We start from the raw sequence: 12,104 nt of genomic DNA, 5'->3' as shown, positions 1-12,104 counted from the left end.
CTACATACATTTAATATCATTAATTATAAATTAAAAAGGCAGTTGAAAGTTCAATTCAATTGAAACTTTCAACTGCCTAATTTAGATATTGGACTTTTTCAGTGCCCTCGTATTGTACCGGGGTCATCCTATTTAATCCCCACTGGTAACGATCATTATTGTACTCCTCGATATATGAATCCACTAACTGTTTTAGTTCACTTAAACTCTCACAGACTTTATAATCAACCTCATCTTTAAAATGACCAAAGAATGATTCCATTGGCGCGTTATCCCAACAATTTCCCTTTCGGGACATTGATTGGATGATACCCAATTTCTTTACTCTTTCTTGGAAGAGGGGATGAGTATAATGGAACCCTTGATCTGAATGTAGGATCGCCTCAGGATGAAACCCATCATACATAGCTTCATCGAGTCTTCTCAATGTTTTATAAACAATATCCATCTCTAAAGAAGTGGACAAATAATGGGCTAATATCTCGTTCGAACTACCATCTTTTACACAGGATAAATAAGCTTTTTGACCATTTGAATAATATAGATAAGTAATATCAGTTAATAACACTTTGCCAGGCTCTTCTTGATTAAATTCACGATTTAATAAGTTAGGGCATGTTCGATGTTCTTGAGTAGCTTTTGCCATTTTTTTATAAGGCTTTGCCCTTCTAACTTTAGCAATGAGTTGATATTTGCGCATTAACCTTCGTATTTTCTTATGATTCATTTCCACAAAATAATCATTTTCTAAGATCATTTTGATTTGTAAAGCCCCGACCTTTTCCTTTTTCTGGTGAAAGATAAACTGGATTAGTTCAATATCCAGTTCATCCTCAACATCTCTACGTTGGCGAACAGTGGCAGCCTTTAACCAAGCATAGTATCCACTTCTACTCACTTCAGCTAATTCACATAAATAACTGATTAAGTTCTTTAACTGGTGTTGACGAATGGTGTGTTCAATAAGTTGAAATTTCTCTGAAGGAGTTAAAACCGTTTCTTCTTCAACGCCTGCCTCTGTAGTTCCTCTAGCTTTTTTAAGAAGTCATTTTCTGCTTCTAAAAATTTGATTCTAGCTTCAGCCTTTTTGAGTTTTTCTTCTACAGAGAGATCTTTTGAAGAAGGTCGACCACTACTTGCCTTTCCTCTACGCTCTGATTGAAGACCAAGTTCACCAAACTTCTCATAGATATCACGCCATCTTTGAAGACATCTTTTGGGCTGGCTTTTACCTATCACTTCAAGGTTAAATCCATTTTCAATAAAGATTTGAGAAGGAATTTTCCCAGTTTTATACTCCATTACAGCCGTTACTTTGAAGTCAGAATTATAGGAAATACCCGTTCTGATACACGTAAAACGTTCGGGTTCTTCTCCAATTCTTTAATCTGATATTCCGTAAATAAATTCTTACTCATGTAAATCCTCCGTCCACAATAATTCTTTTATTATAAACGGGTTTTCTTTCTGAGGACATAGAAAAACCCGAATAAAGGGCACTTTTTAATTAGTGTCCATTATTCGGGTTATAGTTCAGGTTCAGGGAATTCTTTTATTTCTTGTTTGATTCTAACGACTTCAAAGATTGACATAAAATCCATTTTTCCTAACTCCCTTTCATTTTTCGTTTTTTCTTTTCCCTTTTTTCTTTTGCCTTGCGAAGTGAATAAGTTCCCCAAAGGGGATTATTTTTCCCCTTTGGCATGGAGAAACGAAAAACACGCATAGGCGTCCGGTCAAGGGAACAGCACAAAAAGTTTTTTGCTGTTGCGAAAGCGTACGAAAGCAAAAAAGTCTTTTGCCCCTTGATTGGCCGACTACCGCTTTAGCTTTCAGCCGGATAGGTTCGGGTGTCCTGCCGGCTGGAAGGTTAGTCGGTTTACGATGTTTTACGATTCGTAAGGCAAAAGGGAAAAATAAACAATAAAAGCAGCCCTCAGGCTGCTTTCCTTTTGTTTCTTATGTATTTGCTCTTATAGGTTTTGGGCTCGTTTGGTACGGCGGCTTGCCGTAACTGGAACAGGAACCTACGGATTGTAGGCGCTAGCCGTACAAAACGTGGTTATCGGGCCATTTAGTGCCAAAGCGACACGTACGGAATGGCAGAAAGACGTTTTTCCTTTTTGATCAGTCCGTAGTGCTGCCGCCCGAAGCAAGTTCTACATAGTTTTGAAAGATTTTCGTTAAAAACATACATTTCTAAAGAAAAAACACTGCCTTAAGGCTGCCCCTAATACTCCTGATTCCTTATAAGCAGCACGCCACCTAGAAGCTGATCTATTTACTCTGACAATACCAAGGACTTCAACATCAAAGCCATTTTCTTCAAAAAATTGCGTGGTAATTTTCCATTCTCATTTTCAGCTATGAAAATCTTTTTAAACTCATCTGTATACGTAATTCCCTTTGAACTTACAGATTTGACATAGGGATTATTGGATAGGTTTCTCATTTCCTTTTCAGTAAAGTGTTTTTTTGACATTTGATTTTTCTCCAGTTCCCCATTTTTTATTCATTACACATAAAAGTACCCTATAGCGCAGACCTTTTTTAAGGTGTCTACTCTATAGGGTACATTTTAACCGTTTGCACAGTATGCTATTCGTTCACCGGAAGTTACAGGTTAATTTAGGGAATATAGACAGCGATGGCATAAGCTAATCGCTGTTTTTTCTTGGGGGAAAATTTTTCGAAATGGAGCATAAGGCCATGAGGCAGGTGTTTCAAATTGTGGAGGAAGGCTGGGGGCGCTGACAAGAGCGCCATTTCATGTCTTTAAGGGGAATCGAAATTTACCTAGGAAAATCATTTGACTCAAATTATTTTTCTAGTAAATCATTTTTAACCGGCCCCATATATTCTATATCATATCGATATGAGTTATTTTCCAATGTTCATTCTTAATCAGGTGCTCCAAGCTTTCTTTGTCTTTATTCTTAAAGCAATCAATAATTTGTTTATGCTGTTCATTCATTTGTTCTAATGATGTAAAGAGTTTTTCTTCGTCTTTACTTAAATAAATCTGCCTGACAAAACTATTCTGTAAAGAATCAAGAAGCTCAATTAATGTAGGGTTGTAACACTTATCAATGTATACTTTATGGAATTGGTTTTGGTATTTTTGATAATCTGTATAATTTTTCTGAGAAATGGAAAGGTCGATTTTCCTAACCAACTCTTCCATTAGTTCCATGTCATCTTCGGTCAAATTCTCCAGAGCTAAAGTAGCTGCAAAGGCATCTAGTACACCAACAACACTAAAAACATCGAGCTTTTTCTTGGTATCAATTTCCTTAACGATAAATCCTCTTCGAGGAAAGGACTCTAGTAAATTTTCAGAAGCTAGTTGAATTAAGGCTTCCCTCACAGGGGTTCTGCTTACTTCTAATTTCTCGCTTAGTGCTATTTCATTTATCTTTTGATTGGGAAGCAATGTTCCATTCTGAATTTCTGTGGCTATATAATCATATACATGATCTTTTAGTGATCGGTACCTCTTTTTGATAGTTATTCCCCCCTAAGTTAAAAAAAGTAGAAATTCTCGCTTTTTATATTAGCATGAGCATCCAAATTCTTCAATATGGTCCCAAAGTAACTCATTATCCTTTTAAATCTATTGTCTCCAAGTCTAATATGTTATGAATCGATGCATATTAGATTCCTATTTTAGGAAAATTAAAAGAATAGGGAAGAAGCGGAGCTGTGGTTTTTTAAGTCCAGCCAATACAAATATATCTTAATTATTAAAACTAGACAGTTAGATTTTAAAATATATTTTTAAAGTTTTACATTGAAAATGGAAAAGGTCCATTATATAATCTTCATACAGATATTTTTCAGATAATTCAGCGTATTATACATTATACAATATATTGTATAATTTAAAGCGTCTTAGTAAGAAGGTGTCCAAAAAACGCACTAATTAAAAATGAGAAGTGCAAACAATTTAGCGTAAAGGGGGATTTTTTTTAATGAAATTTAGTTGGGATACAAAAGGACATTTTCAAAATTATAAAAATGAGAGGTGGTAGAAACATGAGTGAAAGAAACTTTAAAGATATACAAGACGGTACAAAAGCTGTATGGGCAGGAGAAAAAGAATCTCTTGCTTACAATGCAACCCAAGTTCCTGTGGTGCTTAGTGTAGCCTACAATTACGATGACGTGGATGAGTGGCAAGAGGTTGCTATCGGAAATAAACCTGGACATATTTACAATCGAATGACCAATCCAACTGTGCAAGCTTTTGAAGAAAAAGTACGAATTCTTGAGGGAGCGGAGGAAGCGATTGGTTTCTCATCAGGAATGGCCGCTATTAGCAGCACCTTATATACATTTTTAAGGCCTGGAGACCGGGTAATATCCGTAAAAGACACCTATGGGGCAACTAATAAAATCTTTACCGAATTCTTATCGAATATCAATGTAGATGTGACGTTATGCAACACTGGAAATCATGAAGAAATTGAAGCTGAAGTGGCCAAAGGATGTAAGGTTTTATATTTGGAGTCTCCAACCAACCCTACCATGAAAATTACGGATATTGAGAGAATGGTGAGAGCTGGAAAATCGGTGGGGGCATTGGTGATAATAGACAATACTTTTGCTACTCCTATTAATCAAAATCCAATTCAATTAGGAGTTGATATCGTCATCCATAGTGCCACTAAATTTTTAAGCGGACATGCCGATGCTTTAGGGGGTGTGGTGTGCGGCTCCAAAGAACTGATGAAAAGAGTTTATCACTATCGGGAAATTAATGGAGCAACCATGGATCCGTGGTCAGCTTATCTTATTTTAAGAGGGATGAAAACGTTAAAACTTCGTGTTCGACAGCAAGAAAAGAGTGCAATGGCGATTGCAAAGTATCTGCAAAAGAAAAAGCTTGTGGAAGCAGTTTATTACCCTGGATTAGAAACACACCCACATCACCAAATTGCAAAGAAACAGATGAAGGGTTTCGGCGGAATATTAAGTTTTGTATTGAAAGATGAAATGGAGGCGATCAAAATTTTATTGCCAAAATTACAATATGCAAACAAAGCTGGAAATCTTGGAGCTGTTGAAACGATATACGGACCGGCAAGAACGACCAGCCATGTCGAATGTACTCTTGAAGAACGGAAAGCTCTTGGTATTCCGGAAGGTTTGGTTCGTATCTCCGTAGGGATTGAAGATACAGAAGATCTTATTTCGGATTTAGATCAAGCTTTTTCCCATTTAGAATCGCAATTGCCTGTTAATAGCAGCAAGTGAAAATATAACAATGGAAGAGGTATTGAGTATGACACATAAAATTGCGTTGCTTGGTTTTGGTGTAGTTGGTCAAGGATTTGCAGAAATTTTAGAAGAAAAAGGTGAATTGTTACTCAGCGAACTTGCCTTTGATGCAAAAATTGTTGCCATTTCCGATTTTCTTAAGGGATCTCTTTATCATCCAGAAGGCTTAGATATTGCAAAAGCATTACAGGCTGTAAAGGAAACAGGGAAACTTGATCGTTACCCGGAAAGCCCTGGTTTGGTAAGAGGATGGGATAGTTTTCAGACAATCCGTGAAAGTAATGCGGACACCATTGTAGAAATTACTTTCACAGATGTCAAAACCGGCCAACCTGCTATCGATCATTGTAAGGCAGCATTTGAAAGCAGAAAGAATGTAGTAATGAGTAATAAAGGCCCAGTTTCTTTAGCTTACCAAGAGCTAGTTGAGTTAGCCAGAAAGAATCATGTTCGATGGGGCTTTGAAGGAACCGTTATGAGCGGAACACCTGCATTGAGAATGCCCCTCGTTGCATTGGCAGGAAATAATATTTCTGAAATACGTGGGATTTTAAATGGAACGACCAATTATATTTTAACCAAAATGGAAGAAGGCTTGAGTTATGAGGCAGCATTGGCTGAGGCACAAACTCTTGGCTATGCAGAGGCAGATCCTACAAGTGATGTCGAGGGGTATGATGCACAATATAAAGCTACTATTCTTGCTAATATTGTCATGAACGTTCCGATGAAACGAGAAGAAGTAGAATGTGAAGGAATTAGTCATCTTACACAACAAGATATCCAATGGGCAAAATCTGAGGGGAAAAAGTGGAAACTTATTGCTAAATGTATAAAAGATGGTGATAAAGTCATCGCAAAGGTAGGTCCCGAAGCGATACCGATTACAGATCCTTTAGCTGGAGTCTCAGGTGCACAAAATGCGATTACATATGATTGCGATTTAGCCGGTCCGATCACGCTTATTGGTGCCGGAGCTGGCCGAAAGGAAACCGGATTCTCTATTCTTATTGATTTAATTAATATTAGCCGCGGTCAATTGTAATCTTTTGCACTATTAAATTACAAAATAAAAAATTAGTCATATGAGGTGGTTACATAATGACATTTATAGAGACACAGACAAAAGAAAATAAGATGTTTCTAGCTGGAAAGTGGGTATCCCGCTCCAAAAGCATAAAAGTCTTCGACCCCCAAGATAATCGTTTAATCGCAACTGTCCCTGCCGCTAATGAGGAAGATGTACTTCATACCATAGAGGAGGCAAAAAAGGGAGCAAAAATTGCTGCTGACATGTCGACGCACGAAAGAATCACGATTCTAAGTCGTGCTGCTGACTGGATTTATGAACATAAAGAAAAATTTGCAACCACGATTGCATGTGAGGGAAGTAAAACAATTAAAGAGGCAAGAAAAGAAGTATTACGCTGTATTGAGACTCTTCGTATTAGTGCTGAAGAGGCAAGGAGAATGAATGGAGAAACGATTTTATTTGACCAAATGCCGGGAAGTGAAGATCGCATGGGATATTATTATCGTTTTCCTATTGGAATCATTGTGGCGATCACGCCTTTTAACGATCCATTAAACCTTGTTGCACATAAAGTGGGGCCAGCTATTGCTGCTGGAAATGCGATTATCGTTAAACCAGCACCAGCTACACCATTAAGCGCTCTTTTATTGGCAGAAGCATTTGAAAAAGCAGGTTTGCCTCCTAAAGTTTTATCCGTCATTACCGGTTATCCAAGTGATATGGGAGAAAGCCTGATTACCCATCCAGCGATACGAATGATATCTTTTACAGGGGGACTTTCCACTGGCCAAGTGATTATGCAAAAGGCGGGCATGAAAAAGTTCAGTATGGAATTAGGATCGAACTCACCGGTTATCGTTCTGGAAGACGCTGATTTAGAAGAAGCCGTTGAATCAACTGTTTCCGGAGCCTTTTGGGCCGCAGGTCAAAATTGCCTCGGAGTGCAAAGAGTATATGTTCAAGAAGGGATTTATCAGGACTTTGTCGGAAGGTTCCTTACTCGTACTCTAAAGTATCGAGTGGGTAATAAATTTTCAGAGGAAACCGATATGGGGCCAATGATATCAGAAAAGGAAGCAAAGCGGGTGGAGAGTTGGGTTAATGAAGCCGTTGAAAGCGGTGCAAAATTGCTTTGTGGCGGCAAACGAAAGGGATCTTTTTATTACCCAACTGTTTTAGAGAATGTACCAGCTGATTGCAAGCTGGCAACGGAAGAAGTCTTCGGACCAGTTGTTACCCTTTATAGTGTTCCTGATCTTGATACAGCTATTTTTCAATCTAACAATGTGGCTTTCGGCTTACAAGCAGGTATTTTCACTCGAAATTTAGATTATGCTTTGGGGGCTGTACGTAAGCTTGATGTAGGCGGGGTTATCGTAAATGACAGCTCCGATTATCGAATAGATGCGATGCCTTTTGGGGGGGTAAAAGGTTCTGGTATAGGTCGTGAAGGAATTAAATTTGCACTTCAAGAAATGACCGAACCAAAAGTTGTTTGTTTTAAGGTTGCCGTTAAAAGATAATAAAAAATGCTAGTTTAATAGGAATTGACCTAATAGGTTGGCCACGTGGTTACCTATACCAAAGGAGGAAACTGGATGCTACAGGCAAATAATTCTGATCAAAATCAGTTAAAGCGTACAATGAAAAGCAGACATTTGTTCATGATTTCGCTAGGAGGGGTAATTGGAACGGGCCTTTTTCTAAGCACGGGCTATACCATTAATCAAGCTGGACCAGGAGGGACGATTCTCGCTTATTTAGTTGGGGCATTGATTATGTATCTTGTTATGCTGTGCCTTGGTGAATTAACTGTAGCCATGCCGGTAACCGGTTCATTTCAAACGTATGCTACAAAGTATGTCGGTCCTGCTACCGGATTTACCATTGGTGTAATGTACTGGCTTACCTGGGTGGTAACAGTAGGATCGGAATTTACCGCATCCGGTCTATTAATGAAGAGATGGTTCCCTGATACTTCCGTTTGGATATGGAGTGTCATCTTTGCGATTACCCTTTTTCTACTAAATGCCTTTTCAGTAAAATTTTTTGCGGAGGCAGAATTTTGGTTTGCCGGAATTAAAATAATTACCATTATTTTATTTATCATATTGGGGGGAGCTGCGATGTTTGGTTTCATACCAATGAAAGGCCATGCATCTGCCCCGATGCTCTCACATTTTACTGGTGAAGGAGGTCTTTTTCCTAATGGGCTGCTTCCAGTTTTAATGGCTATGATTTCCGTAAACTTTGCCTTTTCAGGAACAGAGCTCATTGGAATTACCGCGGGAGAGAGCGAAAATCCGGAAAAAGACATACCCCGATCCGTTAGAAATGTAATTTGGAGAACCGTTTTCTTCTTTATCGGTGCTATATTTGTATTATCTGGATTAATCTCTTGGAAAGAAGCGGGAGTCATTGAAAGTCCGTTCGTTATGGTCTTTGATAATATAGGAATTCCTTATGCAGCTGATATCATGAACTTCGTTATTCTTACAGCTTTATTATCCGTAGCAAATTCCGGTCTCTATGCATCTACTCGTATGTTATGGTCTCTTTCCAACGAAAAAACAATAAGCCCCCTCTTAGGAAAGGTAACCTCAAAAGGAGTGCCGCTTAATGCGTTAATTGTAAGTATGGCAGTAGCCTGTTTGTCGTTATTCTCTAGTGTAGTTGCACCAGATACGGTTTATTTAGTGCTTGTAGCTATTTCAGGATTTGCCGTGGTTATTGTGTGGATGGGAATTGTGTTATCGCAGTATATGTTTCGTAAGCGTTTTATTAAAGAGGGGGGGAATATTACACATTTGAAATTTCGTACACCGCTTTATCCCTTTGTGCCCATCACTGCTTTTGTTTTGTGTTTCGCTTCTTGTGTAGGACTTGCTTTCGATCAAAGCCAACGAATTGCTCTGTATAGCGGAGTACCCTTCATTGCTTTATGCTATTTTTACTACTATATTAAAAATCGTGGAAAGAAGAATCTATTAGATTCTCATGATGAACTCGATCAGTATATAGAGAATATTAAGTAGAGAGGGTCTGGTGTAAGAGATCCATTAAACTGGAATATACTACTGATACTATCGGGAGAGGTGTAAAAAACTGTAAATAAAATAAAAAAACGTACAAAATCTTCGGTTGTCAGACTGTTAAGCTATTAATCCAATCCATTGCTGAATGAATTTCACCTGACTTTGGACAGACTTCTCCGCAGGAGAATCTGTCCTTTCTAACCAAATTCATCGCTTCGACTCTACCTAAAATCTGTTTAACTTAAGTAACGGCCAAGACATTTTTCCAACTTTGGTCTATATTGATGAACTCAGACACTGATGATATAAGAAATAGAAAGTCCTCGTCCTTTCATCATTTCTACGGGATCACAGAAAATTGACTGTAGCGGAGGTACTACAATGAATCCTATTGAAAACATATTACAGAAATTCCCGCTAGTTATACTTGACGGTGCAATGGCAACTGAGCTTGAGCGTCATGGCTGTGATTTGAACGACAGCCTTTGGTCGGCAACCATACTTATGGAAAATCCGGAGCTTATCAAACAGGTACATACGGATTATTTTACAGCGAGAGCTGACTGTGCTATCACCGCCAGTTACCAGGCAACTGTCGAAGGATTTGCCCGACGCGGTTTAAGCGAGGCTGAAGCGCTATTTCTCATAAAGAAATCCGTCCAGATAGCCTTAAAAGCACGCGATGAATTCTGGGGAAAATCCGAGAACCGGTCAAACCGGTCGAAGCCTTTAGTAGCCGGTTCAGTAGGGCCATATGGCGCATTCCTTTAATTGATTTCCGGAAATATCCAAAAAAGGGCCTACCTGATTAACCAAGGCAATCATGTATGCCTCTCCATGTAAAAATGTAGGTTTCAAACTGGAAAAAAGTGTCCCAATTTATCAAGCAAAAAACAGGGTCATCTCTTTCAAGCGGTCACAGGGAATGATATCATCTCTTTCAACACCAAAATTGGTAATCTTTTTTAATATTTTTTCTCATCAATGTACTGCGCTGCGTCATTTTCCTTTTTCATGATTTCCTTCAGATAAATTTCTGTGGTAGTTACTTTCTTATGTCCTAATGTATTTTGGATAAACAAGAGAGGGGCTCCACTTCGATAGGCTTCCTGGGCAAAATAGTGACGAAACCAATGGGGTGTCACATTTCCTTGTTTATATTTGATAAAATCAAAATTAGTTCGCTACGGCAATGGTTTTAAATCACCTTGCTGTTTTAGTCCGCTGTAACATTAAAATACTTCGAATTTATAAAAAGGTTATGATATTATCCCTCTTGTGTAGACAGTTAGGAAAAATCCTATACTGTTCATACAAGAGGGATTTTTTAAAAAGGATCAAAATTTAATTCCAGATTTAAAAATCTATGTTGTTGAGCCGGCTGGTTCTCCTGTATTGTCTGGTGGGAAACCAGGTCCGCATAAAATTCCTGGCACAGGTCCAGGTTTCATACCTAAAATCTTAAATCGGGACATTATCGATAAAATTTTATTGATTCATGACGAAGAAGCTCAGGATACATGTCGGCGTCTCGCCAGTGAAGAGGGGATTTTGGTTGGGGCATCAGGTGCTGCATCTATCTATTTTGCTCTTCAAATTGCTAAATCCTTGCCGCCAACGGCTAATGTTCTAGGCTTGGCGCCCGATACAGGGGAACGATACTTATCATCTGATTTATTTCAAAGTTAAAGAAATATATGCATTAAGAGGAAGGAGAACTTTGGATGGAACCTATTTTAGAACAGGAAGATGTGTGTCCCGTCTGTAATGGCGAAGGGGAAATCTGGTTCAAGACAATCATAGGCGTTGATCACAAAACTTGCGATAGCTGCAATGGAACGGGTAAGTTATGAAAAAAGCCGGAAATGATTTATTTCCGGCTTTCTAAAAGTTCATCTTCAGCATTGATAACTTGTATATTATTAACCAAATTTCCAGTCTTTTTAGAGTAATAGGCTATTCCCAACTCATCACCTGTTGAGGGATCAATCAGTTTTTTATAACATTTTTATTTAAAGGATGAAATTGATTATTCCACCCCTATGGGCTGCATTAATATTTGGTGCAAGATAAAAAAAGAGGTGAATGAAACGCAACTATTGGAGGAATCGATCAAAAAGGGAGTCATTTATGTCCCTGGCTATACGATGGGGTCTCAAAAAGGTTTTGTTCGTTTTACATTTGCAAGGGAAAATGAAGAATCAATTGATGAAGGAATTAAAAGGTTTGCGGAAGCACTTGCGTCTACTAATATTTAAAGTTAGAAGGGATCATGTTATTGACATGATCCTTTTTTTGATAAACAACAAATGGATGGTGAAAAAAGCAGCTCATTGGATGGTAATAAAAATTTAAAATCCGATAATATGGAGAAGATACCTTTCCATAAACTATTTTTTAGGAGTTGCAATATGGATAAAAAAATAGAAAATGTTGTATTTAATCAAATAATTAATGACCATCTTAAACCAAATATCAGACAAATTGATGAGAAGGCTTATTATCCGAAAGAATTTTTAAATGCAGTGGGTAAAGCGGGTCTTTTTAGTTCGAATTTTTTACAGATGGAAGATGTCCGCTGTGGAGAGCTATATATAATAGAAGAAACGGCAAAGTTTTGCATGACGTAAGCATTTACATTATGGTGTCATTTAGCTGCTTTGGCGTCTTTCAGGTTGAGTAACAACCCATATATCAACAACCACTTACTACCATTTTTTGAATCAGGTGACGTCCTAACTGGAACTGGATTATCA

8 protein-coding genes and 4 pseudogenes are annotated in these 12,104 nt (G+C 38.1%); 8 read left to right on the top strand and 4 right to left on the bottom strand.

Features of this window, described 5'->3' with window-relative positions:
• Positions 1-76: 76 nt before the first annotated feature.
• From KW850_RS31530 to KW850_RS31520, 3 genes and pseudogenes are all read right to left on the bottom strand, one after another.
• Positions 77-1,418, bottom strand: a pseudogene (locus tag KW850_RS31530) (IS3 family transposase).
• 810 nt (positions 1,419-2,228) lie between these two features.
• A pseudogene (locus tag KW850_RS31525) lies at positions 2,229-2,482 on the bottom strand (HTH domain-containing protein); the annotation flags it as partial.
• Positions 2,483-2,860: 378 nt separating this feature from the next.
• Entirely contained in the window at positions 2,861-3,505 is a 645-nt protein-coding gene (locus KW850_RS31520) for a GntR family transcriptional regulator (RefSeq protein ID WP_308128890.1), read from the bottom strand.
• Between the two features lie 530 nt (positions 3,506-4,035).
• Between KW850_RS31520 and KW850_RS31515 the strand changes: the two genes are divergently transcribed.
• The 5 genes and pseudogenes from KW850_RS31515 to KW850_RS31495 all read left to right on the top strand — a co-directional run.
• The gene (locus KW850_RS31515; RefSeq protein ID WP_218351573.1) at positions 4,036-5,256 is read left to right on the top strand and encodes a cystathionine gamma-synthase family protein; all 1,221 of its coding nucleotides are present in this window, start codon (positions 4,036-4,038) and stop codon (positions 5,254-5,256) included.
• Between the two features lie 28 nt (positions 5,257-5,284).
• The gene (locus KW850_RS31510) at positions 5,285-6,325 is read left to right on the top strand and encodes a homoserine dehydrogenase (protein WP_215003745.1); all 1,041 of its coding nucleotides are present in this window, start codon (positions 5,285-5,287) and stop codon (positions 6,323-6,325) included.
• A gap of 56 nt (positions 6,326-6,381) precedes the next feature.
• A complete protein-coding gene (locus KW850_RS31505; protein ID WP_256358570.1) occupies positions 6,382-7,836 on the top strand; it encodes an aldehyde dehydrogenase family protein in 1,455 nt (484 codons plus the stop codon).
• Between the two features lie 75 nt (positions 7,837-7,911).
• Positions 7,912-9,348, top strand: coding sequence for an amino acid permease (locus tag KW850_RS31500; protein WP_218351572.1), 1,437 nt, complete (start codon positions 7,912-7,914; stop codon positions 9,346-9,348).
• 381 nt (positions 9,349-9,729) lie between these two features.
• A pseudogene (locus KW850_RS31495) lies at positions 9,730-10,116 on the top strand (homocysteine S-methyltransferase family protein); the annotation flags it as partial.
• Positions 10,117-10,313: 197 nt separating this feature from the next.
• Here the strand turns inward: KW850_RS31495 and KW850_RS31490 are convergent.
• Complete coding sequence (locus KW850_RS31490) at positions 10,314-10,514, bottom strand: tyrosine-type recombinase/integrase (RefSeq protein ID WP_374226409.1); 201 nt, start codon at positions 10,512-10,514, stop codon at positions 10,314-10,316.
• A 136-nt stretch (positions 10,515-10,650) separates the two neighbouring features.
• Between KW850_RS31490 and KW850_RS31485 the strand changes: the two genes are divergently transcribed.
• From KW850_RS31485 to KW850_RS31475, 3 genes and pseudogenes are all read left to right on the top strand, one after another.
• Complete coding sequence (locus tag KW850_RS31485; RefSeq protein WP_374226408.1) at positions 10,651-11,037, top strand: pyridoxal-phosphate dependent enzyme; 387 nt, start codon at positions 10,651-10,653, stop codon at positions 11,035-11,037.
• A gap of 320 nt (positions 11,038-11,357) precedes the next feature.
• A pseudogene (locus tag KW850_RS31480) lies at positions 11,358-11,606 on the top strand (PLP-dependent aminotransferase family protein); the annotation flags it as partial.
• A gap of 153 nt (positions 11,607-11,759) precedes the next feature.
• Entirely contained in the window at positions 11,760-11,978 is a 219-nt protein-coding gene (locus tag KW850_RS31475; RefSeq protein ID WP_218351569.1) for an acyl-CoA dehydrogenase family protein, read from the top strand.
• Positions 11,979-12,104: the final 126 nt, after the last annotated feature.

The organism is Bacillus sp. sid0103 (assembly GCF_019219025.1).
Note: the sequence above shows the minus strand (reverse complement) of the source record. Positions and strands in the feature narration are given on the sequence as shown.

Coding starts and splice junctions, on each gene's coding strand:
- KW850_RS31515 (WP_218351573.1), top strand. CDS start 4,036: ATGAGTGAAAGAAACTTTAAAGATATACAAGACGGTACAAAAGCTGTA.
- KW850_RS31510 (WP_215003745.1), top strand. CDS start 5,285: ATGACACATAAAATTGCGTTGCTTGGTTTTGGTGTAGTTGGTCAAGGA.
- KW850_RS31505 (WP_256358570.1), top strand. CDS start 6,382: ATGACATTTATAGAGACACAGACAAAAGAAAATAAGATGTTTCTAGCT.
- KW850_RS31500 (WP_218351572.1), top strand. CDS start 7,912: ATGCTACAGGCAAATAATTCTGATCAAAATCAGTTAAAGCGTACAATG.
- KW850_RS31475 (WP_218351569.1), top strand. CDS start 11,760: ATGGATAAAAAAATAGAAAATGTTGTATTTAATCAAATAATTAATGAC.